The 25,622-nt window shown below is 73.4% G+C and carries 16 protein-coding genes; 11 read left to right on the top strand and 5 right to left on the bottom strand.

All coding sequences use genetic code 11. The features are described 5' to 3' along the window. Positions 1 to 419 precede the first annotated feature (419 nt). The 7 genes from DDQ41_RS06645 (at position 420) to galE (ending at position 11,864) form a co-directional block, all read left to right on the top strand. Complete coding sequence (locus DDQ41_RS06645; RefSeq protein WP_109293644.1) at positions 420 to 1,208, top strand: TIGR03936 family radical SAM-associated protein; 789 nt, start codon at positions 420 to 422, stop codon at positions 1,206 to 1,208. A 235-nt stretch (positions 1,209 to 1,443) separates the two neighbouring features. Then, a complete protein-coding gene (locus DDQ41_RS06640) occupies positions 1,444 to 5,445 on the top strand; it encodes an Rne/Rng family ribonuclease (protein ID WP_109293643.1) in 4,002 nt (1,333 codons plus the stop codon). Between the two features lie 333 nt (positions 5,446 to 5,778). Next, positions 5,779 to 6,897 carry a DegT/DnrJ/EryC1/StrS family aminotransferase gene (locus tag DDQ41_RS06635; protein ID WP_109293642.1) on the top strand — a complete coding sequence of 373 codons (1,119 nt, stop codon included), beginning with the start codon at positions 5,779 to 5,781 and terminating at the stop codon, positions 6,895 to 6,897. Beyond that, a complete protein-coding gene (locus DDQ41_RS06630; protein WP_109293641.1) occupies positions 6,894 to 7,907 on the top strand; it encodes a Gfo/Idh/MocA family protein in 1,014 nt (337 codons plus the stop codon). Before DDQ41_RS06635 ends, DDQ41_RS06630 begins: the two co-directional genes overlap by 4 nt. After that, on the top strand, positions 7,904 to 9,535 hold the full coding sequence (locus DDQ41_RS06625; RefSeq protein ID WP_109293640.1) for a glycosyltransferase family 2 protein: 1,632 nt from the start codon (positions 7,904 to 7,906) through the stop codon (positions 9,533 to 9,535). Before DDQ41_RS06630 ends, DDQ41_RS06625 begins: the two co-directional genes overlap by 4 nt. Further along, entirely contained in the window at positions 9,532 to 10,815 is a 1,284-nt protein-coding gene (locus DDQ41_RS06620; protein WP_109293639.1) for a nucleotide sugar dehydrogenase, read from the top strand. Before DDQ41_RS06625 ends, DDQ41_RS06620 begins: the two co-directional genes overlap by 4 nt. Positions 10,816 to 10,895: 80 nt before the next feature. Then, a complete protein-coding gene (gene galE / locus DDQ41_RS06615; RefSeq protein ID WP_109293638.1) occupies positions 10,896 to 11,864 on the top strand; it encodes a UDP-glucose 4-epimerase GalE in 969 nt (322 codons plus the stop codon). Positions 11,865 to 11,966: 102 nt separating this feature from the next. On the opposite strand, the gene DDQ41_RS06610 is transcribed toward galE, so the two are convergent. The 5 genes from DDQ41_RS06610 to DDQ41_RS06590 form a co-directional block, all read right to left on the bottom strand. Beyond that, the gene (locus tag DDQ41_RS06610) at positions 11,967 to 14,102 is read right to left on the bottom strand and encodes a glycosyltransferase family protein (RefSeq protein ID WP_109293637.1); all 2,136 of its coding nucleotides are present in this window, start codon (positions 14,100 to 14,102) and stop codon (positions 11,967 to 11,969) included. Further along, on the bottom strand, positions 14,099 to 15,511 hold the full coding sequence (locus tag DDQ41_RS06605) for a glycosyltransferase (protein ID WP_109293636.1): 1,413 nt from the start codon (positions 15,509 to 15,511) through the stop codon (positions 14,099 to 14,101). The genes DDQ41_RS06610 and DDQ41_RS06605 overlap by 4 nt, the downstream gene beginning before the upstream one ends. Positions 15,512 to 15,656: 145 nt before the next feature. Beyond that, a complete protein-coding gene (wecB, locus tag DDQ41_RS06600) occupies positions 15,657 to 16,760 on the bottom strand; it encodes a non-hydrolyzing UDP-N-acetylglucosamine 2-epimerase (RefSeq protein ID WP_109293635.1) in 1,104 nt (367 codons plus the stop codon). 274 nt (positions 16,761 to 17,034) lie between these two features. Then, entirely contained in the window at positions 17,035 to 18,540 is a 1,506-nt protein-coding gene (locus DDQ41_RS06595; protein WP_245990984.1) for a D-glucuronyl C5-epimerase family protein, read from the bottom strand. 1,013 nt (positions 18,541 to 19,553) lie between these two features. Continuing rightward, positions 19,554 to 20,150: an acyltransferase gene (locus DDQ41_RS06590; protein WP_109293633.1), complete on the bottom strand. Its 597-nt coding sequence runs from the start codon at positions 20,148 to 20,150 to the stop codon at positions 19,554 to 19,556. Positions 20,151 to 20,677: 527 nt separating this feature from the next. On the opposite strand from DDQ41_RS06590, the gene rplU reads away from it, so the two are divergent. The 4 genes from rplU to DDQ41_RS06565 all read left to right on the top strand — a co-directional run bounded on the left by rplU (position 20,678) and on the right by DDQ41_RS06565 (position 25,558). Next, positions 20,678 to 20,998 carry a 50S ribosomal protein L21 gene (gene rplU / locus DDQ41_RS06585; protein WP_017944922.1) on the top strand — a complete coding sequence of 107 codons (321 nt, stop codon included), beginning with the start codon at positions 20,678 to 20,680 and terminating at the stop codon, positions 20,996 to 20,998. A gap of 14 nt (positions 20,999 to 21,012) precedes the next feature. Then, positions 21,013 to 21,267, top strand: a complete 255-nt coding sequence (gene rpmA / locus DDQ41_RS06580; RefSeq protein ID WP_109293632.1) for a 50S ribosomal protein L27 — start codon at positions 21,013 to 21,015, stop codon at positions 21,265 to 21,267. A gap of 143 nt (positions 21,268 to 21,410) precedes the next feature. Next, positions 21,411 to 22,847, top strand: a complete 1,437-nt coding sequence (gene obgE, locus DDQ41_RS06575) for a GTPase ObgE (RefSeq protein WP_109297577.1) — start codon at positions 21,411 to 21,413, stop codon at positions 22,845 to 22,847. Between the two features lie 629 nt (positions 22,848 to 23,476). Beyond that, positions 23,477 to 25,558 carry a glycosyltransferase family 4 protein gene (locus tag DDQ41_RS06565; RefSeq protein ID WP_109293630.1) on the top strand — a complete coding sequence of 694 codons (2,082 nt, stop codon included), beginning with the start codon at positions 23,477 to 23,479 and terminating at the stop codon, positions 25,556 to 25,558. The last annotated feature ends 64 nt before the right edge of the window (positions 25,559 to 25,622 follow it).

The following is a 25,622-nucleotide window of genomic DNA, read 5'->3' as shown; positions in this document are numbered from 1 at the left end:
GGGGCGTCCGCACCCCCGTGGGCCATCTGCGTCCGCGACCGGGTGCGGGTCCCGGCGGGCCGTGCGGAGCCGGAGCCGGGGCCGGGCCGTCCGCGGGGCCCTCGCCCGCCTCGGCCGGGAGGAGGCGCCGCGGCACGCGGGGGGACACCCGGCAGGTGCGGGCCGGCGAGCCCCGTCAGACCCGGGCCGCGGAACCCGCGGCCGTCCGGGCGCGTAACCTGGGTGGTACGCAACACACACGGACTGCCCCGGCGCGGCGCCCGGGCCCGCGTCCTCCCGTACCGGCGGGGGCGGGCCGCGCGGGCCGCGCGCCAGGGCCCGAAGGCCACGAAGGGCGGCGCAGGAAGGCGCCCGCCCCGCACCGAGGAGAGGAACCACTGGGCAAGCGACAGCCCGAAGGCCCACCGCCCGCACCCGCGGTGCAGCGCATCCGACTGCGCTACACCAAGCGAGGCCGCCTCCGGTTCACCAGCCACCGCGACTTCCAGCGCGCCTTCGAGCGCGCTCTGCGCCGCGCCGAGGTGCCGATGGCGTACTCGGCGGGCTTCACCCCGCACCCGAAGGTGTCGTACGCCAACGCCGCCCCCACGGGTACGGGCTCCGAGGCCGAGTACCTCGAGATCGCACTGACCGATCACCGTGACCCGGCGGAGCTGCGCAAGCTCCTCGACGAGTCGCTGCCCGCCGGGCTCGACGTGGTCGACGCCGTCGAGGCCCGCACGTCGGGGCTCGCCGACCGGCTGACTGCGTCCGTATGGGAGCTGCGGCTCGACGGCGTCCCGGTGGAGGAGGCCGAGCAGGCGATCGCCGCCTTCGTCGCGGCGGACGCCGTCGAGGTCCGGCGCAAGACCAAGAACGGGATGCGGACCTTCGACACCCGTGGTGCGGTGGTCGACCTCAAGGCGAGTTGTCCACAGCCTGATAGGCCCGAAGAGCAGCCTTGTGCGATACTGCGGCTGGTTGTTCGGCACGTGACGCCTGCCGTGCGACCCGACGACGTCCTGTCCGGTCTCCGAGCTGTGGCCGACCTGGCGCCGCCGGTCCCCGCAGCGGTGACCAGGCTGGCGCAGGGGCTCTTCGACGAGGAGTCCGGCACGGTGACCGACCCGCTCGCGCCCGACCGCGAGGCAGTCACGGCCGCCCCGGCCGATCGCTCAGGGGCCGCCGGAGCCGCCGCGACGGTGCCCGCGGGTACCGGTTCCGCGTAGGGGCAGTCGTTGTAGCGCCGCCCTCGTACTCGGGAGCCACCTGGGTCGGGCAGCGCAATGACCAGGAGACTTTCGCCAGGCCGTGCGTACAGCGCGTACGGAACCGGCGAGCCAGACATACAGCTCCCGTGCGGCGCCCGCGCCCCGGACGGAGGCCCCGCACTCATCACGCGGGACGTGCCACCGGACCGGATCGAGGCTCGGCGCCCGGGAGCGTGACGGGAGAACCGCCCGCATGCTCGAACCGAAGGACCCCGGTGTGACCGGGGACACCGAAGAGAACGACAACTCCACGCCGAGCGACACGCTGCCGCCGCGTCGCCGCCGCGCCGCGTCGCGGCCGGCGGGCCCGCCGGCGGGTGCCGTGCAGTCCGCGCAGGTGGAGACCGTCGCCGATGTGACGGCCACCCTGTCGGCCGCCATACCGTCCGCGGAGGACGGGTCCGCCGGGGATGGTGCCGGGGCGCCCGCGCCGCGTACCCGTCGGCGGGCGGCCCGCAAGGCGACCGCGCCCGCCGGTTCGCCGGACCCCGTCGAGGTCGTCGCAGAGTCCGCCTCCGCCGAGGCGCCCGCGACCTCGCCTGCTGTGGCGCGTACGGCCGAGGCCGTCGCCGCCGACGAAGACATCGAGGAAGGTGCCGTGAGCGAGACCGCCGCGGAAACCGGGCCCGCCAGGGAGCCCGCGCGCCGCACCCGCCGCCGGGCCACCGCCCCCGCGGGCGCGCCGCAGGCCGCCGGGTCCGCCGCTGCCGCCGACGAGGCCACCGGGCCCGCCGGGGCTGTTGCCGAGACCGCTGAACCCGCCGCTGCCGGTGCGCCGGCCGCGGGGGAGCCGGTGGAGGAGGCGCCGCGTGGCCGCACGCGTCGCCGTGCCACGCGCCGGGCCGCCGCCCCCGCCGGTGCGCCGGAGGCCGCCGTGGAGGACGAGTCCGCGGCGGGTGAGAGCCTGCCCGCCGACACCGTCGCACGCATCGCCGCCGACGAGGCCGAGGCCGAGGCGGCGGGGAAGGCTGCCTCGCGGGGCCGTACCCGCCGCCGGGTCGCCGCCGGGCGGGCCGCCGCCGAGCCCGCGCAGGACGAGCGCGCCGACGAGGAGCGCGAGGTGCGCGAGGAGCGCGGGGCGGAGGCCGGTACCGCGCGGGGAGAGCGCGAGGAGAAGGCCGGGCCGGCCGCCCGCGGACGCCGGGCCGGAAGGCCCGCGGTGCCGGTGTTCCAGGCACCCGTCTTCACCGAGCCGGTGTTCCAGACCCCGGAGACCGCGGCCGCTGCCGCCGCTGCCGCCGCGGCCGACGAGGGGGACGACGAGGGGGACGAGGCCGCGGAGGCGGCTGAGGCGGCTGAGGCTGCGGAGACCGGGGGCTCGGCCGCCGCGAGCGCCCAGCAGCGCCGCCGCCGTCGCCGTCGCGGCGAGTCCGCGCCCGCCGTCGAGACCACGGAGTCCGAGCCGGCCGACGAGGCCGAGGTCGAGTCCGGCGAGCCGGAGACCGACGACACCGAGGAGTCCGACGACTACGAGGGCCGTCCCTCCCGGCGTCGCCGCCGCGGCGGCCGTCGCCGTCGCCGTGGCGAGTCCGCCGATGCGGCGGAGGCCGGGGCCGACGAGGACTCCGAGGCGGAGGCCGGGGCCGAGGAGGAACCGGAGCCCGAGGACGACGAGGAGGAGCAGGAGGCCGCCACCCCGTCCGCCGCGGGGACCAGCAGCAGCCGCCGTCGCCGTCGCCGTCGCCGTCGCAGCGGTGACGCAGCCGAGCCCGAGCCCGGTGCCGACGAGCCGGAGCGCACGGTCGTCAAGGTCCGGGAGCCCCGTCCCAAGGCGGAGCCTTCGGACGAGGTGCAGTCGATCAAGGGTTCCACCCGGCTGGAGGCGAAGAAGCAGCGCCGCCGAGAGGGCCGCGAGCAGGGCCGCCGCCGGGTGCCGATCATCACCGAGGCGGAGTTCCTGGCGCGCCGCGAGGCCGTCGAGCGCGTGATGGTCGTGCGGCAGCACGGGGACCGCACCCAGATCGGCGTTCTCGAGGACAACGTGCTGGTCGAGCACTACGTCAACAAGGAGCAGTCGACGTCGTACGTCGGCAACGTCTACCTGGGCAAGGTGCAGAACGTCCTGCCGTCGATGGAGGCCGCCTTCGTCGACATCGGCAAGGGCCGCAACGCGGTCCTGTACGCGGGTGAGGTGAACTTCGAGGCGCTCGGCCTCGCCAACGGCCCGCGCCGTATCGAGTCCGCGCTCAAGTCCGGCCAGTCGGTGCTGGTGCAGGTCACCAAGGACCCGATCGGCCACAAGGGTGCCCGGCTCACCAGCCAGGTGTCGCTGCCCGGCCGCTACCTGGTGTACGTGCCCGAGGGTTCGATGACGGGCATCAGCCGGAAGCTCCCCGACACCGAGCGGGCCCGGCTGAAGACGATCCTGAAGAAGATCGTCCCCGAGGACGCGGGCGTCATCGTGCGCACCGCCGCGGAGGGCGCCAGCGAGGACGAGCTGCGCCGCGACGTGGAGCGGCTGCAGGCCCAGTGGGAGGAGATCCGCGGGAAGGCGAAGAGCGGCAACGCCCCGACGCTGCTCTACGGTGAGCCGGACATGACCGTCCGGGTCGTCCGCGACATCTTCAACGAGGACTTCTCCAAGGTCATCGTGAGCGGCGACGAGGCGTGGGGGACCGTCCACGGCTATGTGTCGCACGTCGCGCCCGACCTGGCGGACCGGCTCCAGCGCTGGACCAGCGAGACCGACGTGTTTGCCGTGCACCGGATCGACGAGCAGCTGATGAAGGCGCTGGACCGCAAGGTCTGGCTGCCCTCGGGCGGTTCGCTGGTGATCGACAAGACCGAGGCGATGGTCGTGGTCGACGTCAACACCGGCAAGTTCACCGGCCAGGGCGGCAACCTCGAGGAGACCGTCACCAGGAACAACCTGGAGGCGGCCGAGGAGATCGTGCGCCAGCTGCGGCTGCGGGACCTCGGCGGCATCGTGGTCATCGACTTCATCGACATGGTCCTGGAGTCCAACCGCGACCTGGTGCTGCGGCGCCTGCTGGAGTGCCTGGGCCGGGACCGCACGAAGCACCAGGTGGCGGAGGTTACCTCGCTGGGCCTGGTGCAGATGACCCGCAAGCGGGTGGGCCAGGGGCTGCTGGAGTCGTTCTCCGAGACCTGTGTCCACTGCAACGGCCGCGGTGTGATCGTGCACATGGAGCAGCCGGCGGCCGCCGGTGGCGGTGGCGGCAAGCGCAGGAAGCGCGGCCGCGGCGGTGCCGAGCACGTCCACGAGCACGAGGTGGTCGTCGAGGCGCCGGGCGCCGAGGCCGCGCCGAGCGGGCTGGAGGAGACCGAGGCCGAGGTCGCTGCGGAGGCCGCGGCGCCGACGGCGCTGCCGGAGCCTGCCTTCGCTCCCGACGAGGAGCTCTACAGCAGCGCAGCCGAGGCCGAGGCGGCCGCCTCCCGCCGCGGCCGCCGCCGGGTGTCCCGCAAGGCGACGGCACCGGCCGGTGCGCCGAGGCAGACCGAGCCGGTCGAGCCGGTCGAGCCTGTCGCGGCCGGGGTGGAGCAGGCAGAGCCGGTGCCGGCCGGGGAGACCGCCGAGGCGGCCGCCGAACCGGTGGCCGGGCCGGAGGCCGTGCCCGTCGAGGCGGAGCAGGCAGAGTCGGCCCCCGCGGGCCGTACCCGTCGCCGGGCCACCCGCAAGGCGTCGGCTCCGGCTGGTTCCCCGAAGGGCGGCGAGGCGGCCGAGATCGTGACCGAGACCGCCGAGGTCCCGGCCGAGGCGCCCGCTGCCGCGGCTCCCGGGGCTCCGGCCGACGAGGTCCCCGCCGCCGCTCCGCCGCGGGCCCGTCGCCGGGTGACCCGCAAGGTCACCGCTCCGGCGGGTTCGCCGTCCGGCGCGGAGGACGCCGCGGTCGTCGTGGTCGTCGCCCCCCAGGAGCCCGGGGCGGAGGCCGTGCCCGCCGAGGCGGAGGAGCCGGCGGACGCCCCGGCGAAGAAGGCGGCCCGCAAGACCGCCAAGAAGGCCACGGCGAAGAAGGCCGCCACGAAGAAGACGGCGGCCGAGAAGACCACCGCGGCCAAGAAGGCGACTGCCCAGAAGGCGACCGTCAAGAAGACGGCCGTCAAGAAGGCGACCGTCAAGAAGACGGCCGTCAAGAAGACGACCGCCAAGAAGACGGCCAAGACGGCCGCCGGGAAGACCGCCGCGGCGGAACAGCAGAGCCTGCCGACCGTGACGGCGTCGGCGGAAAGCTGAACAATCCATGACCGGTGGTTGAATGTTCGTGTCCCGCCCCTGTGGACTCTGGGGCGGGACACGCCATTTGTTTCGGAACTGATGCCTGGGCCCCTTAACGGCCCAGAAATTGCCTGGGGAATCCCTGATAATGTGACGGCGGTCGCTGCCGTGCCGAGGACCCGCCCGGAGACTGCGTCGGTGACCGGCCCGGTTAAAGGGACAGACCGGTGCCAGCATTCCTCGGTAGGGCGTCGGCCATCACGCCGGAGGGGTTCGCGCGGCCCGAAGACGCCCCGCAGCCCCCTGACCTCTGCCACATAGAGCTCTCACGGTGTTCAAGGAGGACGTCCAATGCCGAGCAGCAACGCGCAGCCCATCCCCGCTGCCCGTCCGGTCATCGGTGAAGAGGAGATCGAAGCAGCCGTGCGCGTGCTGCGCAGCGGCCGGGTGGTCCAGGGCCCCGAGGTGGCCGCGTTCGAGGAGGGCTTCTCGGAGTTCGTGGCCGGCCGCCACTGCGTGGCCGTCAACTCCGGTACCTCCGCGCTGCACCTCCTTTTGATGGCTCTCGGTATCGGTCCGGGTGACGAGGTGGTCGTACCGTCGTTCTCGTTCGCCGCGTCGGCGAACTCCGTCCGACTGGTCGGCGCCGACGTCGTCTTCGCCGACATCGACCCGGACACGTACTGCCTCTCCCCGGCCGCGGTCGAGGCCGCCATCACCCCGCGCACCGCCGCGATCATGCCGGTGCACCTCTACGGCCACCCGGCGGCGATGGACCGGATCACGGAGATCGCCGACCGGCACAAGCTGGCCGTCGTCGAGGACGCCTGCCAGGCGCACGCGGCCGCACTGCACGGCACCCCGGTCGGCGCCTTCGGCTCCGGCGGCACGTTCAGCTTCTACCCGACCAAGAACATGCACAGCCTCGAGGGCGGCATGGTCTCCACGGCCGACGCCGAGATCGCCCGCACCCTCCGCCTGCTGCGCAACCAGGGCATGGAGCAGCGCTACGCGAACGAGATCGTCGGCGCCAACATGCGCATGACGGACGTCTCCGCGGCCGTCGGCCGCGTCCAGCTCGCCAAGCTGCCCGGCTGGACCGACCGGCGCATCGCCAACGCCGCGTACCTCTCCGAGCACATCACCGCGGCGAACGTCGTGACCCCGGTCGTCGCCGAGGGCGCGCGCCACATCTACCACCAGTACACGATCCGGGTCCGGGGCGACCGCGACGCCGCCATGGCGCAGCTCACCGGGGCGGGCGTCGGCAACGCCGTCTACTACCCGACGCCGATCCACCGGCTGAAGCCGTACTGGGAGCCGGACCAGAAGGCGGGCCGCCACTGGGACCTGCCCGAGACCGAGCGGGCGGCCGCCGAGGTCGTGTCGCTGCCCGTGCACCCGTCGCTGACGGAGGGCGACCTCGAGCGCATCGTCACCGCCGTGAACGCGCTGGGAGAGACGCTGTGACCGCCACCGCACTGCGGGCCGGCCTGATCGGCCTGGGCTCCATGGGACGCCACCACGCCCGCGTTCTGGCCGGGCTCGACGGTGTGGAACTCGTCGCCGTCGTGGACCCCATGGGCGACAGGAACGGCTGGGCGCAGAGCGCCCCCGTGCTGCCCACCGTGGACGAGCTGATCGCGTTCGGCATCGACTACGCCGTCGTGGCCTGCCCGACCGCGTTGCACGAGGAAGTGGGCCTGAAGCTGGCCGAGGCCGGCGTCGGCGCGCTGATCGAGAAGCCGGTCGCGGACACCGTCGAGGGCGCCCGCCGGCTGGTCGAGGCCTTCGAGACGCGCGGCCTGGTGGCCGGCGTGGGCCACATCGAGCGCTGCAACCCCGCCCTGCGCAGCCTGCGCACCCGGCTGGAGGCCGGTGAACTCGGGGACGTCTTCCAGGTCGTCACCCGCCGGCAGGGCCCCTTCCCGCACCGCATCGCGGACGTCGGCGTGGTCAAGGACCTCGCCACCCACGACATCGACCTGACGGCCTGGGTCACCGGCCGGCAGTACACGTCGATCGCGGCGCACACCGTCTCCAAGTCGGGCCGCCCGCACGAGGACATGGTCTCGGCCGTCGGCAAGCTCTCCGACGGCACGATGGTCAGCCACCTCGTCAACTGGCTGAGCCCGCTCAAGGAGCGCTTCACCTCGGTCACCGGCGAGCGCGGCTGCTTCATCGCCGACACCCTCACCGCGGACCTGACGTTCTACTCGAACGCGGCGGTGGCGACCGAGTGGGAGGCCCTCCAGGCGTTCCGCGGAGTCTCCGAGGGGGACATGGTCCGCTACGCGATCCCGAAGCGCGAGCCGCTCCTCGTCGAGCACGAGCTCTTCCGGGACGCGGTGCTCGGCGAGTCCAAGGACATCTGCACGCTGCGCCAGGGCCTGCGGACGGTCGAGGTCGCCGCCGCCGTGATCGACTCCGCCAGGAGCGGTACCACCGTGCGGCTGGACCCGGAGGGCGTGGCCAGTTGACCACCCCGGATGTCACCGTCGTCGTGGCCGTCTACAACACGATGCCGTACCTCACCGAGTGCCTCGATTCGCTGGTGAACCAGAGCATCGGGGTGGACCGGCTGGAGGTCGTGGCCGTCGACGACGGTTCGACCGACGACAGCGGCCGGGAGCTCGACCGCTTCGCGGAGCGGTACCCCGGCACCGTGAAGGTGGTCCACCAGCCCAACTCCGGCGGCCCGGCGGCGCCCAGCAACCGGGCCCTGGAGGTGGCCACCGGCCGCTACGTGTACTTCGTCGGCTCCGACGACCGACTCGGCGAGGACGCGCTGAGGCGGATGGTGGCCTGTGCCGACGAGCACGGCTCCGATGTCGTCGTGGGCAAGATGGCCGGCACCAACGGCCGCTACGTCCACCAGGCGCTCTACCGCAAGAGCGACCCGGACGTCAGCCTGTACGACTCGGCGCTGCCCTTCACCCTGGCCAACACCAAGCTGTTCCGGCGCGAGCTGGTGGAGCGGCACAAGCTGCGCTTCCCCGAGGACCTGCCGGTCGGCAGCGACCAGCCGTTCACGCTCGAGGCGTGCGTCCGGGCGCGGAAGATCTCCGTGCTGGCGGACTACACGTACTACTACGCGGTCAAGCGCGGGGACGCGAGCAACATCACGTACCGCGCCGACCACCTGGCGCGGCTGCGCTGCACCGCCCAGATCATGAGGTTCACGGCCGGGCTCATCGAGGCCGGCCCGCGGCGCGACGCGGTGTTCCGGCGCCACTTCACCTGGGAACTCGCCAAGCTGGTCCAGCACGACTTCCCGGCACTCGACGGGGAGACGCGGATCCGGGTCTGCGCCGGCGTCGCCGCCCTCGCCGACGACTACCTCACCGAACCGCTCCGCGACGCGATGGACGTCAGGCGGCGGGTGCGGATCGGGCTGGCCCAGCGCGGTGCCGTCACCGAACTGGTCCGCGCCGTCGAGGAGGAGGCCGCCGCGGGGCCCCCTCCGCTGCTGCTGGAGGACGGCCGGGCGTTCCTGCGCTATCCAGGGTTCCGCGACCCGGCCCTGGCGCTGCCCGACCGGCTGTACGAGGTGATCGGCGAGTCCGTGCCCGGGCAACTCGCCGCCGGCACCGGGCTGGTCTCGGCGCGGTGGGAGCAGCGGGGCGGTGACCTGACCGCGGTCCTCTCGGTGCGCGTCCCCGTCACTGGCGAGACGGACCGCGCCGTGATCCGCCTCGCGAAGAAGGCGATGCCGAAGAGCGCCGACAAGCCGGGTGCGCGCAGGCTGCCCGTGGGCACCGAACTGCCCGCCCCGTCGGGGGAGCTGAGCCGCACCACCACCGACGACGGCACGGGGACGGTGCTCACCGCGCGGATCCCCGTCGAGCCCGGCAGGGCCAGACTCGGCGTCCGGGTCTATCTGGACGTGGCGGGCTCGACGTACGAGGTCCCGGTGAGGACCCTGGGCCGGCCGCTGCCGCTGGCCCGGCGCTGGCGCGAGGAGGCCCCTCACCGCGCCTCCGCCAATGCCAACGCCAAGGGGCGGCTCGTCATCACCACGGCTCCGCTCTGGGAGTCCCCGCCGTCCGGCGGGCGCGGCCGGCTGCGTCACCTGATGTCCCGTGTGAAGAGGAAACTGACCCGATGAATATCTGTGTAGTCGCGCTCGGCAAGATCGGGCTTCCGCTCGCCGTGCAGTTCGCCGCCAAGGGCCACAAGGTCATCGGCGCCGACGTCAACGAGAAGGTCGTCGAGCTGGTCAACGCCGGCACCGAGCCCTTCCCCGGCGAGCACGACCTGGACGTCAGGCTGAAGCAGGCGGTCGACGCCGGGCTGCTGTCCGCCACCACCGACACCGCCGCGGCCGTCGCACGGTCCGAGGCGGTCGTGGTCGTCGTCCCGCTGTTCGTGGACGCCGAGGGCACCCCGGACTTCGGCTGGATGGACTCCGCGACCCGGGCCATCGCCGAGGGCCTCAGGCCCGGCACCCTCGTCTCGTACGAGACGACCCTGCCCGTCGGCACCACCCGCACCCGCTGGGCTCCGATGCTGGAGCGGGGCTCCGGCCTCACCGCGGGCGAGGACTTCCACCTGGTGTTCTCCCCCGAACGCGTGCTCACCGGCCGGGTCTTCGCCGACCTGCGCCGCTACCCCAAGCTCGTCGGCGGCATCGACGAGGCCTCCGGCGGCCGCGGTGTGGAGTTCTACGAGCAGGTCCTGGACTTCGACGAGCGCGACGACCTCCCGCGGCCCAACGGCGTCTGGGACCTGGGCACCGCGGAGGCCTCCGAACTCGCGAAGCTCGCCGAGACCACCTACCGCGACGTCAACATCGGCCTGGCCAACCAGTTCGCCCGGTTCGCCGACAAGAACGGCATCGACGTCAAGAAGGTCATCGAGGCCTGCAACTCGCAGCCCTACAGCCATATCCACCAGCCCGGCATCGCCGTCGGCGGCCACTGCATCCCGATCTACCCGCGGATGTACCTGTGGAACGACCCGGAGGCGACCGTCGTGCGCTCCGCCCGCGAGGCCAACGCCGCCATGCCGGAGTACGCGGTGGACCTGCTGGCCGCCGCCTACGGCGACCTGACCGGCGCCGGTGTGCTCGTGCTCGGAGCCGCCTACCGCGGCGGTGTGAAGGAGACCGCGTTCTCCGGCGTCTTCGGGACCGTCGAGGCCCTCAGGGCCCGCGGTGCGGTGCCGTTCGTCTCCGACCCGATGTACACCGCCGAGGAGCTGGCCGCGCACGGCCTCACCCCGCACCGGGGCGAGAAGGTCACCGCCGCGGTCCTCCAGGCCGACCACGCGGAGTACCGCGAGCTGGCGGCCTCCGACCTGCCGGACGTCACCGTCCTGGTCGACGGCCGCCGCACCACCGACCCGACCCGCTGGGAGGGCGTCCGCCGCGTCGTCATCGGCGGCTGACGGACGGCCCGCTCCGTACGCGACGACCCGGCCCTGCCCCGTGCACGCGCGGGGCAGGGCCCTCCTGCAGGAAGGTTCCCATGACCTGGTTGATCACCGGTGGCGCCGGATTCATCGGCTCGCACGTGGTGAAGGCGATGGCGGGGGGCGGCGAGCACGTCGTCGTCCTCGACGACCTGAGCACGGGGCGTGCCGACCGGCTGCCCGCCGGGGTGCCGCTGGAGACCGGCACCGTACTCGACCGCGGCACCGTGGACCGCGTCCTTCGCGACCACGCCGTCACCGGCGTCGTGCACATCGCGGGCAAGAAGCAGGTGGGCGAGTCCGTGGAGAAGCCGCTCCACTACTACCGGGAGAACGTGGAGGGGATCAGGGTCCTCCTCGACGCGGCGGTCGCCGCCGGGGTGAGCCGGTTCCTGTTCTCGTCCTCCGCCGCCGTGTACGGCATGCCGGACGTCGGCCTCGTCACCGAGGAGACGCCGTGCGCGCCCATCAACCCGTACGGCGAGACCAAGCTCGCCGGTGAGTGGCTGGTCGCGGCCGTCGGCAGGGTCCACCCCGTCGCCACCGCCTCGCTGCGCTACTTCAACGTCGCCGGCGCGGCCACGCCCGAACTCGCCGACGAGGGCGTCTTCAACCTGGTCCCGATGGTGTTCGAGCGGCTCACGGCAGGCGAGGCGCCGCGGATCTTCGGCGACGACTACGCCACGCCGGACGGCACCTGCATCCGCGACTACATCCATGTCGAGGACATCGCTTCCGCCCATGTCGCCGCGGCCCGCAGGCTCACCGCCGACCCGAACGCCCGGCTGGTCCTCAACATCGGCCGCGGCGAGGGCGTCTCGGTCGCCGACATGGTGGGGATCATCCAGGACGTCACCGGTCACCAGGGCGTCAAGCCCGAGGTCACGGAGCGCAGGCCGGGCGACCCGGCCCGGGTGGTCGCCTCCGCCGACCGCATCCGCGAGGAGCTGGGCTGGAGCGCGCGCCACGAGGTGCGGCAGATGGTCGAGTCCGCGTGGGCGGGCTGGCGCCTGCGGCACCCGTAGGGGCGGTACCCGTCGGGCCCCCCGCGGGGCCGACGGGCCGTCGCCCGGGAGGCACCTGGGTGTGCGGAAGGGGCCCGGCGGGCGGCCCCTTCGCGTGCGCCCCTAGCGGTCTTCGAGGAACAGCTTCTCGAAGTGCTTCCGCACCACGGGCCAGTCCCACGCCGACAGCGCGTGCTCGGCCGCGAGCTTGCCCGCGTCGCGCCACGCCTCCTCGGTGGCCGTGGCCTCCAGGATCCGCTTCGCCGCCTCGTCGGGGGAGCCGACGACCCAGCCCTCGGGGTAGAGGGTGCGGGCGCTGTTCGGCTTGCCCGCGTAGAACGGCCAGTCGCGGACGACCGGGAGGGCGGCGCTCGCCGCGCCCTCCATCAGGCCCACATGGCAGCCCTCGCGGACGGAGGAGCTGATGATGGTGCCGATCTCCGGGAGCCTGGACGGAACGTCGTCCGTCGGGCCGAGACGGACCACGGCCCCCGACTCCTCCAGGGGAGCCAGCACCTTCTCGAACTCGCGGCGGTACTCGCGCGTCGCCATGCTCGTCTTCGGGTCCATGTCCCCGCCGACCAGGATCAGCCGGTAGCGCTCGTCGTGCCGGCGCACCCGCTCGAGGACGTCCACGGCCCACCTCGGGTCCTTGGCGACCTGGCTCATCCCGACCAGCCCCAGGTTGAAGCGGGCCTCGGCGGGCTTGGGCCGGGCGAAGCCGGACAGGTCCATCGCGTTGTCGACGATGTGGAAGCGGGGTGCCCCGTCGCCGCGCAGCTGCGGAACCAGCGACACGGCCAGGTCCCTCACGTGCGGGGCCACGAAGACCAGGTCGTCGATCCGCGAGAAGTCCGTCATGTGCGGCCAGCGCGTGAACGCCTCGTAGCTGTGCAGCCGGACCACGACGCGGGTGTCGCCCGGGTCGATGGTGGTGAGCATCCCCGCCGGGCCCACCGACCAGTCCAGGAACACCGTGTCGGCCCAGTCGAGGTAGGGGCGGAACAGCCGCTCGACCTCTTCCTGGTAGTCGCTGGTGCCGTCGGACAGCCGGTCCACCAGCATCCGCCGGCCCGCCCAGGCGATCCGCTTCAGGTGCTTCGAGGCGGCCAGGTCCAGGAAGCGCAGCTCCACGCCGGGGTGTCCGCCGAAGTGGTCCAGGACGTGGCGCAGGAAGTTGTCGTTGGCGCTGGTGGTGACCAGCAGCCGCAGCGGCCGGTCGGAGGGCGCCTTCCGGTGCGGTGTCCTGCGGCCCCGCGGACGGCTCAGCGCCCGCATCGCCCCGGAGCGGTACAGCGGGGCGACGAAGGCCTCCGCGTCCTCCGCCAGCGGCGAGGACAACTGGTCGATGTGCAGCACCCGGTGGAAGCCCAGGAACAGCGCCCGGTCCAGCGCTCCGGCCGCCGCCTCCACGCGGCCGGCGGCGAACTCCCGGTCCGCGTGGGCGAGCTGGGCCGCCACGGCCCTGCCGAGATGGCGCGGGCTGAGGCCCTTCGCGATCTCCTTCATCACGCCCTCGTCGAGGAGCTGGGCCTTGAGCGCGAGGTCCGGGATCTTCGACGCGGCATCCGCGAGCGCTATGGCCGCACCGCTCGTGCGGCCCGCCCACTGCATGCCCTCCGCGACATAGCGGGAGGTCGCGGCGCGCACCCGGGTGGGTACACCGGGGGCGGTGACGGCGGTGCGCCACAGCCGGGCCCCGACGGTGGAGCGCATCACGGGACGTGCCGTCGCGGTCCGCATCACCGCGGCCGGCAGCCCGTCGACGGAGCGGCGGACGTCGCGGGCCACGGCGTCCAGCGGCGGGAGGACCGAGCGGCGCTGCACACTGCCGCCCTGCGCAGCCAGACCTTCGACGGCCTTCATGCCCGGCGCCAGACCGAACACGGCGGCGGCGCCGCGGTTGTACTGGGCCAGCCGCCACACGGTGTACACGGCGCCCGGGTCGAGCGCGACCATGACGTCGGCCCTGCGGGCCCGGTCGCGCAGCCATGTGTCGCGTTTGGACTGCATCCACACCCGCATGCCCAGCGGGGCCGTGCGCGCCTTGCGGCGCAGCGCCTGGCTGCGGTGCGCGATGCTCCGGGGCAGCTGGTGCAGCCCGGCCAGCTCCAGCCCGGCGACCTCCTCGGCGGACGACTCCAGGTGGAACGTGGCCGCGAGGTGCACCCGTGCGCCCAGGGCGTTGAACTTGCGCACCGAGTCGGCGAGTACGCCGAACTGCGGCTTGGCGGCGGCGACGAACAGGACTTCGGTCACGGGGTGGGTCCTCCGGCGGCGATCGGCTTCTCGGCGAGGGGCGCCGGTTCCCCGTCGCCCGGGGCCGCGGTGGGGCCGGCCACGGCCTTCCGCGTGCCCTGAGCGGCGTGCTTCGCCGTGAACTCCTCGACGAGGTTCTTCACGGCGACGGTCATCAGGGCCTCGCGGGTGAACTGGTCCGCGTGGGCCATGGCCTCGGAGTGCACCTCGTCGCTGGTCTCCACCGCCATGTGGGCGGCCCGGACGAACGACTCGGTCAGGCCCTCCTCGTCGATGCCGACGGCGCCCGTCCACAGCGGGTGCCCGCTCAGCACGTTGGACGCGTCGTGCTCGACGACGTGCGCCGACACGATCGGCAGGCCGGTGGCCATGTACTCGTACACCTTGCCGGAGGTGACGTAGCGGCCGCCGATCAGGATCAGCACCATGGCGTCCCAGCCGGAGTAGATCGACGCGACCTCGGCCTTCGCCGCGGGACCGCCGAAGTGGACGCCGTCGGCCTCCGCCTGCTTGAGGATCTCCGTGTGCCGGTTCGCCTCCCGGCCGGCGCCGTTGCCGATGTGGCCGCGCACCTCGAAGCGCGCGTTGGCCAGCAGCGGCTCCTTCTCCCGCGCCGCCTTCCAGGCGTTGAGCACCGTCTCCAGGTGCTGCGGGGTGAAGTTGACCGTGCCGAGGTAGCCGAACACCAGCCCCGACTCGGGGTCGGGGGCGTGGGCGCGGCCCGGGGAGCTGTCGGCGTCGTAGCCGTTGCGCACGACGTGGACGCGGTCGGCGAAGTCCGGGTACCGCCGGCGGTAGTGGTCGGCGATGGGGTCGTTCACGACCCACAGGGAGAGGGCGTGGTCGAGGATCCTCCGCTCCCAGCGGCCCTCCTCGGAGTCGGGCCCGAACGCCTCGACGCCCTCGATGACGTCGATGGACCAGCCGTCGCGGAAGTCCACGGCGTAGGGGACCCGCTTCTCCTCCCACAGCTTCCAGGCCGCGGCGAGGTTCACGTACGGCACGCAGCTGGCGAGCAGCAGATCGGCCGGGTGCTCCTCGTGGACGCGCAGTACCGCCTGCTCCAGGTCCGTGCGCCACTCGCCGAAGTTGGGCTCCGGGAACGGCTTCGTCTGGCGGCGGCGCAACTGGGCGACCCAGGCGTTGGGGTTGAGCGCGCGGGCCTCGTCGTAGAGGCGGATGTCCGTCTCGAGATCCTCGCGCGCCAGCGGCAGTTCGACGATCTCGACCCTCGGGTCGACCTGGTCCAGCAGGGTGAGGTCGATGCCGGAGTCCCGCTCCCAGGACTCCTGGGCGACGTTGACGACGGTCACGTCCCAGCCCACGTTGACGAACTGGTTCGCGGTCTCGCGCATGCGGTAGGCCGAACTCTTGGCGGCCGGCGGGAACCCGATGGCGAGGTAGATCACATGAGGCCGCTTGCCTTCGGCGGGCAGCCCGGACCCGGGAGTCGCTGACATAGTCGGTGACGCTAGCACGGTGACATGTACGGATTCGGGCCACCTGGTCGCCGCGTCGCCCGTTGTGGGCGCGCGGCGCGGAGCCCCTGGTCCGTCACGCGTGCCGGCTGCCCCCCTTCCACTCTTCCATGATCCGGACGACGTTCTTCGCGGCCCGGCCGTCGCCGTAGGGGATGCCGGGGTCGGCGGTCGGCACGGCGCGGGTCACCGTCGCCGCCCACTCCTCCGGAGAGAGGGTGTGCGGGTCGGGAACAAGGACGTTCCAGCCGGTGCCTACGGTTTCCACCCACTCGGTCTCGGGACGGACCGTGGTGCAGACGCGCTCCAGCAGGAACGCCTCCTTCTGAAGGCCGCCGGAGTCCGTCACCACGCCGGCCGAGGCCAGCACGGCGGCGACCAGACCCGCGTACGGCAGCGGCCGGCCGACGTGAACACCGCCCTGGGCCAGGTTGATGCCGTGCGCCTCGGCCCGCGCGACCAGGCGCGGATGGGCGAGCAGCGCCACCGGGACCGGCAGCTTCGCCAGCGACTCCAGGATCGCGGAGAGGCGCCGGGGGTCGTCCGTGTTGTCCGGGCGGTGCAGCGTCGCCAGCAGGAACGGCTGCGAAGGGTCGATGCCCTCGGGCAGCGCCGGCGCGGGGTGCTCCCCGGCGCGTACGGCGTCCCGGATCTTCAGGCAGATGTCGACCATGACGTCACCGGCGAGCCGGGCCCGGTCGGCGAGCCCCTCGTCCGCGAGGTGGCGCATCGCCTCCTCGGTCGGGGCCAGCAGCAGGTCGGCGCAGTGGTCGGTGAGGACCCGGTTGTGCTCCTCCGGCATCCGCCGGTTGAAGGAGCGCAGACCCGCCTCGAGGTGTGCCACCGGGAGGTGCATCTTCACGGCCGAGAGCGCGCCCGCGATCGTGCTGTTGGTGTCCCCGTACACGAGGACCCAGTCCGGCTTCTCCCGCTCCAGGACCGGGTCCAGGGCGGAGAGCACGGAGCCGGTCTGCACACCGTGGCTGCCGGAGCCCACGCCCAGGTGCACATCGGGGTCGGGGATGCCGAGGCCGTCGAAGAAGACGTCGGAGAGGTCGGCGTCGTAGTGCTGCCCGGTGTGCACGATGACGTGCCGATGCTCGGTCTCCGCGAACGCCGCCGCGACGGGGGCGAGCTTCACCAGTTGAGGACGGGCTCCGACGATGCTGATGACTTTCACTGGGCACTCTTCTTCTCGGTCCGGCGGGGGCAGGCGTGTGACGGTCTCACGCTGCTCGCAATGGTAGGCAATCCGCGCACTGACCAGGGCCAGTGCCGTGCTGCGGGACCCGGTCGCGGGCCGCTCGCGCGGAGGTCAGCACACTCTCCGCGACCACCCGGTGACCGCGTAACGATTGTGTGAACCGTGTGCGTGGTTCGGTCGAAACCGGGGCAGCGGGGACGGCTCTCCGGGGGACGTCCCCGCTGCCCCGGAGAGCCGGTGGGGGCGCCGCTCAGTGCCCGTCGGTGACGACGTCGCCGGCATGCACCCAGTAGCCGGCGAGGGCTCCGCCGGCGATCCGGCACATCGGGCGCCCGTCGACGACCGACCGCCGGTCGAAGGGCGCGTCTGACGCCCGGTCGAACGCCACGGTACGGGTCGCGGTGGCAGTGCCGTCCGCGCCGTAGCGGTGGCAGGCCACCGCGCGGCCCGCCGGGAAGGTCAGCGTCCGGCCGGGCCGGTAGTCGCTGGGGAGGTACTCGCCGAGCAGCCGGCACCGGGGGTGGGACTCGCCGGCCCACCAGCCCGCGTGGGCTCCGGAGTCGATCCGGTAGGCCACGCCGCGGCCCATGATCCGGCGGCGGCGGTTCGCGGTGACCCGGGTGGTGCGGGGGAGGCTGACGGTCCTGCGCGCGAGTTCGGCGTCACCCTTCGCCGCGGCGAAGTCGCCGTCCGCGCCGGTGTCGTACCGGTACAGGACGTGCCGACCGGCGGCGAGGACGACGGGCGAGCCCTCCGGCAGGAGGCCCGAGGGGTGGTCGTCCGTCAGCAGGTCGCTCATGTGGGCGAAGCGGGGGCTGCCGGTCTGCCAGTGCAACTGCCGGTACAGACTGATGTGGTGCTGGTGGTACGAGGGTGTCGGGATCCGGTGCGTCAGGCAGTAGTAGGAGGCCCAGCGCCGGTTGCGCAGGGTGGGGAAGTAGTGGTCGACCGTGGTGCACGCACCGTCGTACAGCCGGGCCGCGAGCGCGTTCCCCGTCGTCCTGACGTAGTCCCACAACCCGAGCATGGCGAAGACCATGCCGTTGTAGGTGCGGTCCGAGGTGCCGGGCGGGTCGACCGGGTACTCCTGGATCCAGAGGTAGCCGGCGTCGTCCCTGTTCACCACCCACGGCTCGCCGTCGTCCGCGCGCAGCAGCGAGGCGAACGCCCCGTCGGCGGCCGCCCGGTACAGCGTGCGCTCCTCCGGAGTGACCCCGTCGAGCCCGGCGAGCTGCACGAACAGGCTGATCGCCTCGCCCTGGGCCATCCCCGAGTACCAGGGCGCCCGGTAGGAGATGCCGCTGTGGCTGCCGTGCGTGAAGTCGAACGGGTACGGGAAGTACCAGGCGCCGCGGGCCTCGACGTGCTTGTCGATCAGGCGCTTCGCCTGGGCCTTGGCCCGCTTGAGGAAGACCGCCCTGCGGGCCGGGTCCTTCTCGACGCGGTAGCCGGTGACGCAGCCGAGGCCGAACTGGATCTGGGTGACGGGCTGGTCGTAGCCGGGGGACGACCTGCGCGGGCGGTACATGATGGCGCCGTCGGGGTCGAGATAGGTGTGCGTGGTGTCCGGGGTGACGGCGGGCCAGGGCGTGGGCCGGTCGCGCCAGGGACGCAGCCGCTCCGGCAGGTCCAGTGCGGTGTAGCCGTTGCCGTGGAACGCGAAGGGCAGGGTGTCGGGGACCGCGGCGCGTACCGTGGCGGCGGCGGGGGTGCCGTCCGGGCGGGGGGCGCGGACGGAGGGCGCGGGGGGAGTCACCTTTCCTCCCGAGATCTGGTCGGGCAAGGGCGGGAGAGGCGGGAGGGGCGGGAGCGAGGGGAGTCGCGTGAGTGCGGCCCGTGGGAGCGGCCGAGCCGCGGCCGGTGCGCCCGAAGCTGCCTGCGCCGCAACCGTCCCGGCAAGGGCCGTGCCGAGCGCGGTGCCGCCCGCGAGGCGGACGAACCCTCTGCGGTCCAGTGTGGAACGTTCCGGTGAGAGGTGCTCCGGTACGCGGTGTTCCGGTGCGGAACGGTTCCGTGCGGTGCCACCGTTCTCAGCCATGCCTGAAGCCCCCGGGGAAGATCGGCGATGGCTGCGGATCCTATGCGGACGCTCCGGGCGGAATCCGTGACAGACACGCGGAAGCCGGGAGCCCGACTCGATCGGCCGGTCGAGCCGGCCTCCCGGCCGCCGGACGGCAGAAGAGCGCCGGGGGCGGGTCGTCCGGCGCACCCGCGAGGAGGGGCCGGGGCCGGGCCCCTCGCGGGTGTGCGGTGGCGGCGGCGACCGGCCGTGGAGCCCCCTGCGTCCGGGTGCCCCCCTCGCGGGTGTCGCGGTGGCGGTCCTGTGTACTCGCATACGCAGGGCAGTTGGCCCCCGGGCCTCTCGCGGGTGTGCGGTGGCCGGCGGTGGTCCGGCCCGGCGGGCGTCGTGGGCTTGTCAGGGCCGGGTCTCTCGCGGGTGTGCGGTGGCGGTGGCGACCGGCCGTGGAGCCTCCTGCGTCCGGGTGCCCCCCTCGCGGGTGTCGCGGTGGCGGTCCTGTGTACTCGCATACGCAGGGCAGTTGGCCCCCGGGCCTCTCGCGGGTGTGCGGTGGCCGGCGGTGGTCCGGCCCGGCGGGCGTCGTGGGCTTGTCAGGGCCGGGCCTCTCGCGGGTGTGCGGTGGCGGTGGCGACCGGCCGTGGAGCCTCCTGCGTCCGGGTGCCCCCCTCGCGGGTGTCGCGGTGGCGGTCCTGTGTACTCGCATACGCAGGGCAGTTGGCCCCCGAGCCCTCACGGGTGTGCGGTGGCGGTCAGCGCTCGGTGAGCACGCCGTCCTTCTCCTCGTAGCGGGCACCGGTCTGCGGGCACTCCCACACGCCCGGCTCGCCCTCCCGCTCGGCCAGCCGCACACCGGCCCGCCCGACCCAGCCGATCTGCCGCGCGGGCACCCCGGCGACCAGGGCGAAGTCGGGCACGTCCCTGGTCACCACGGCGCCGGCGGCGACCAGCGACCAGCGGCCGATGGCGACGGGGGCGACGCACACCGAGCGCGCGCCGATCGACGCCCCGTCGCCGATCGCCACACCGACCGCCTCCCAGTCGCCGCCGCGCTTCTGCCTGCCCTCCGGGTCGACGGAACGCGGGTTGTGGTCGTTGGTGAGCACCACGGCGGGTCCGATGAAGACGCCGTCACCGAGTTCGGCCGGCTCGTACACCAGGGCGTAGTTCTGCAGCTTGCAGTTGTCGCCCATGCGGACGCCCGTGCCGACGTACGCGCCCCGGCCGATCACACAGCCCTCGCCGAGGCGGGCGCCCTCGCGGATCTGCGCGAGATCCCACACACTGCTGCCGGCGCCGATCTGGGCGGTCTCGTCTACCTGGGCGCTGGGCTGGACCCTGTAGTTCACTTGTCTGCCTTCCGGTGTCTGGCCTCCGGCCGAGCATACGGGCCGCCCGCCCGCCCGCCCGGGCGGTGCGGCCGGAGCGGACGGCCCCCGGGTTCGCCGGCGGCGCCCGCGGCGGCCGGGAACGGCGGTCCGCCGGCGGACCGCCGGAGCTGTGACGTGGATCGCGGGGAGCACCGGGGAATCCGCGATCGACGATCGGACGGTTGACGGACTGCTGTGCGGCATGCCGTGCGGCACGGGGCGTGGGGCGGCTCGTACCGGAACCCGGTCGGCGGGGGTGGTGGTGTCCCGGGGCGGAGAGGTGTGGCCGGTTCACCGCCCCCGGTGGCCCCCCGGGGCTGGTTTGACCCCTTGCGGCCCTGCCCGTAACCTTGACCGTCGGCGTGTTTCCGTACGCCAGCTTCTGAGCACCTCCCTCCGGGTCCGTGATCCGGAGAGGCCGTCCATCCCCAGCGGACAGTCCGGGCCCCGGCCCGCGCGGGCGGCTGGCATCAGGGGTATCCGTGACGAGCGAGAGAGAGATCCGCGTGTACGCCATCGTGCGCAGCGGTGGTCGCCAGCACAAGGTTGCTGTCGGCGACATCGTTGAGGTTGACAAGATTTCCACTGCCAAGGTCGGCGACACGGTCGAGCTCTCGACCCTGCTCGTCGTCGACGGCGACGCCGTGACCAGCGACCCGTGGGTGCTGGCCGGGATCAAGGTCCAGGCCGAGGTCGTGGACCACCACAAGGGCGCCAAGATCGACATCCTGCGCTACAAGAACAAGACCGGCTACCGCCGTCGCCAGGGCCACCGCCAGCAGTACACGGCGATCAAGGTCACGGCGATCCCCACGGCTGCGAAGTAAGGGACTGAGGAGAGATGGCACACAAGAAGGGCGCATCGTCCACCCGGAACGGTCGCGACTCCAACGCCCAGCGGCTCGGCGTGAAGCGCTTCGGCGGCCAGGTCGTCAACGCCGGTGAGATCCTGGTCCGTCAGCGCGGCACCCACTTCCACCCGGGCGCGGGCGTCGGCCGCGGCGGCGACGACACGCTGTTCGCGCTGCAGGCCGGTGCCGTGGAGTTCGGCACCTTCCGCGGCCGCAAGGTCGTGAACATCGTTCCGGTCGCCTGACCGGAGTTCTGGCGAGGGCGGACCACTTCCCCGGGCGGGAAGCGGGTCCGCCCTTCGCTTGTTGACAGAAAGACATGTCCGCCGTTTCCGCACGGGTCGCCGTGCTCGGCACCTCGCCACTCTCGTACTGGAGGCACAGCACCATGACCACCTTCGTGGACCGCGTCGAGCTGCACATCGCCGCGGGTAACGGGGGCCACGGCTGCGCCTCCGTGCACCGGGAGAAGTTCAAGCCGCTCGGCGGGCCGGACGGGGGCAACGGCGGGCGCGGCGGCGACGTCGTCCTCACGGTCGACCAGTCCGTCACGACGCTGCTCGAGTACCACCACTCGCCGCACCGCAAGGCGACCAACGGCAAGCCCGGCGAGGGCGGCAACCGCTCCGGCAAGGACGGACAGGACCTGGTGCTGCCCGTGCCGGACGGCACCGTCGTCCTCGACGGGCGGGGCAGTGTGCTGGCCGACCTGGTCGGGCACGGGACGACGTATGTGGCCGCCGAGGGCGGTCGCGGCGGCCTCGGCAACGCGGCGCTGGCCTCGGCCCGGCGCAAGGCGCCCGGTTTCGCCCTGCTCGGCGAGCCCGGCCGGTCCGGTGACATCGTCCTGGAGCTCAAGACGGTCGCGGACGTGGCGCTCGTCGGCTACCCGAGCGCCGGCAAGTCCTCGCTGATCTCGGTGCTGTCGGCGGCCAAACCGAAGATCGCGGACTACCCCTTCACCACCCTGGTGCCCAACCTCGGAGTCGTCACCGCCGGCTCGACCGTCTACACCATCGCGGACGTCCCCGGCCTGATCCCCGGCGCCAGCCAGGGCCGCGGCCTGGGCCTGGAGTTCCTCCGCCACGTCGAGCGCTGCTCGGTGCTGGTGCATGTGCTGGACACGGCGACGCTGGAGTCCGACCGCGACCCGGTCTCCGACCTCGACGTCATCGAGGACGAGCTGCGGCACTACGGCGGTCTGGACGACCGTCCGCGGATCGTCGTCCTCAACAAGGTCGACGTCCCCGACGGCAAGGACCTCGCCGACATGATCCGCCCCGACCTGGAGGAGCGCGGATACCGCGTCTTCGAGGTGTCGGCGGTCGCCCGCACCGGGCTGAAGGAACTGTCCTTCGCGCTGGCCGGCATCGTCGCCGAGGCGCGTGCGGCCAGGCCGAAGGAGGAGGCGACCCGTGTCGTCATCCGTCCGAAGGCCGTCGACGACACCGGCTTCACCGTCACCCGGGAGGCGGACGGCCTCTTCCGGGTGCGCGGCGACAAGCCCGAACGCTGGGTCCGCCAGACCGACTTCAACAACGACGAGGCGGTGGGCTACCTCGCGGACCGGCTGAACCGCCTCGGCGTCGAGGAGGAACTGGTCAAGGCCGGTGCGCGGGCCGGCGACGGCGTGGCGATCGGCCCCGAGGACGACGCCGTCGTCTTCGACTGGGAGCCGACGATGATGGCGGGTGCGGAAATGCTCGGCCGCCGCGGCGAGGACCACCGCTTCGAGGCCCCGCGTCCCGCGGCGCAGCGCCGCAAGGACCGCCAGGCCGAGCGCGACGAGGCCACGCGCGAGTACGACGACTTCGAACCCTTCTGACGGCGCGGGGGCGCCGGCTCCTGCCCGTCCCGCGGGCCGGGCGGGGGCGGGGCAGCGGTCCCGTCCCCGCCCGGCCGTCTTTCCGGCGGGGCCGCGGGGCGGCGGCTTCCAGCGTCCGTCGCGGCCCCGGGCCCCCGCCCGTCCTCCGGGCGGCTCAGGTCCCGGGCCCTTCCCCCGTCCGGCGCTCCTGACTCGTGCCGGTGCCGGTGCCGGTGCCGGTGTCGGTGCCGCGGTGTCCGTTCCCGTTCCGCGGTGTCCGTTCCTCCCGTGTCCGTGCCCGTGTCCGTGTCCGTTCCCGTTCCGCGGTGTCCGTTCCCGTTCCCGTGTTCGTGCCCGTGCCCGTGTCCGTGTCCGTGCCCGTTCCCGTGTCCCTGTCCGTGCCCGTTCCCGTGCCAGTTGTGGTGCCCGTTCCTCGGCCGGCCCCGGGCGCGTCTCCGTGCCCGGGCCGCCCCAGTGCTCCGCCCGATGTTCCCGCGTCCCGGGAGCGGGCCCTGACGCCGTGACCGGTATCGGGGACGATGCCCCCTCCGTTCGGATCCGTGCGGTGGCGCAACCCCGGCCCCGATATCACCGTCTTGTTCGCGGGGATGGGGCAGCAAGGTGCCCCGGCACGGCCGAACGGAGCGTCGATGAAGGTCTCCTTCCTCATCCACACCGTCTACGGCATCGGCGGCACCATCCGCACCACGGTCAACCTCGCGGAGGAGCTCGCCGGACGCCATGAGGTGGAGATCGTGTCCGTCTTCCGGCACCGGGACGAGCCGCTCTTCGCGATCGACCCGCGCATCACCGTCGTCCCGCTGGTGGACACCCGCCCCTCCTCTCCCGGAAACGAGACGAAGCACCCCCTTGCTCTGGAGCCCTCCGAGTGCGTTCCGCCCCACGAGGCGCGCTTCGCTGAGTACAGCCGGCTCACCGACGGCCGGGTGCGCGAGCACTACGCCGTCTCCGGCGCGGACGTGGTCATCGGCACCCGCCCCGGACTCGTCGCGTATGTCGCCCGGTGCGCACCCGCCCGGGCCGTGCTCATCGGCCAGGAGCACATGACGCACCATCACCACAGTCCCGAGCTGCGCTCCGAACTGCGCCCCCACCTCGCCGCGCTCGACGCCTTCGTGACCGTCTCCGAGGGCGACGCCGCCGTGTGGCGGGAGCGGATGCCGCTGCCGGGCACCCGGGTGCTGGCCATACCGAACAGCGTCCCCGAGCCCGTGGTGCCGGTCTCCGACCTCGGCGGGACGACCGTCGTCGCGGCCGGCCGGCTCGCCGCGGAGAAGCAGTACGACGTCCTGATCGAGGCCTTCGCCCGGGTGGTGGCCGTGCGTCCGGAGTGGACCCTGCGCATCTGCGGCTGGGGCAGGCAGAAGGAGCGTCTCCGCAGGCGCATCGACGAGCTGGGTCTCCACAACCACGTCCATCTGATGGGGCCCCGCTCACCCATCGAGCCGGAATGGGTGAAAGGCGCCATCGCGGTCTCCACCTCGCGCCACGAGTCCTTCGGGATGACGCTCGTCGAGGCGATGCGGTGCGGACTTCCCGTGGTCAGCACGGACTGCGACTACGGACCGCGCGAGATCGTGGCCGACGGCGTCGACGGCCTGCTCGTCCCCGTCGGCGACCGCGGGGCCGTCGCCGCAGCCCTTCTCCGCCTCATCGACGACGAGCCGCTGCGCCGCCGCATGGGCGCCGCCGCCCGGTCCCACGCCGCCCGCTTCGACCCGGGGCCGGTCGCGAAGCGGTACGAGGAACTGTTCGCGGTCCTCGGCGCCGGCACCCGCACCCGCACCCACCCCGCGGCGACGGCCCCCGCCACCACCGGAAACGGCGAACCGGCCCCCGGCCCGCTGGTGGACTGCACGGCCGAGGCGGACGGCGCGGTGACCGTGGCCCTCCTCGGCGAGCCCCGCGGCCGGGCGGGCCTCGTCTGCTCCCATCCCGGCGCCGCCGTCCCCGACCGGGTCTTCCCCTTCGGCCCGTCCGGCCGTGCCGTGATCCCCGCCGACGCCGGTCTGGCCGAGGGCGTGTGGACCTGCCGTATCGACCCACCGGCGGCAGGTGCCGCAGATGCGGCAAAGGGAGCCGCACCGGCCCGTGCCCGACTCGCCGTCCGGGCCGTCGACCAGCGTGGAGCGATGCGGGCCGCCGAACGCGTCAGGCCGGGGGAGCCCGTGCACACCCTCGTCCCCTATGTGCGGCACGGCGGCCTCGCCCTGCGCTCCTGGGTGCGCCCGGTCCACGCCGAGTCCGGCGGGATCACCGTCGGCTCCCGGCGGATCACCGTGTGCGGGCGGCTGCTCGGGCAGGCACGGCCGGTGGGGGACCCGGTGCTCCTGCTGCTCCGCCGCGGAGCGGACGCGGGTGAGCTGGAGTTCCCCGGCACCCGCGTCGGGGCCGACGGGTTCCGCTGCGCGATCCCGCTCGCCGCGCCGGTCGCGGTGCAGGCCTCCGGACACGACGTCTGGGACCTCTGGCTGCGCCATGCGCCCGGAGCGGCGCCGGTGCGGATCGGCCGGGTGCTCGACGACGTCGTGGAGAAGGGCGGCGTCTTCTCCTACCCCGCCGTCGACCTTCTCAGGAAGCGTCCCTTCGCGCGCATCCGGGCCGCCGTGGACCGGCTCCGTCTGCGGGAACCGGATCGGGTCACGGTGAAGATCTTCTTCAGCGCGGGCAGCGAACTCGTGCTCAAAGTCATCGACAAAGCGATGAAGTGACCAAGCGCCACAACCTTGGCCTGTGGTGTCAGTCACCTCCTGGACCGGTCCGTCCTCGCGAACC

It is taken from the genome of Streptomyces spongiicola (genome assembly GCF_003122365.1).
GTDB lineage: Bacteria > Actinomycetota > Actinomycetes > Streptomycetales > Streptomycetaceae > Streptomyces > Streptomyces spongiicola.
This window is presented reverse-complemented; position numbering and strand designations above follow the sequence as displayed.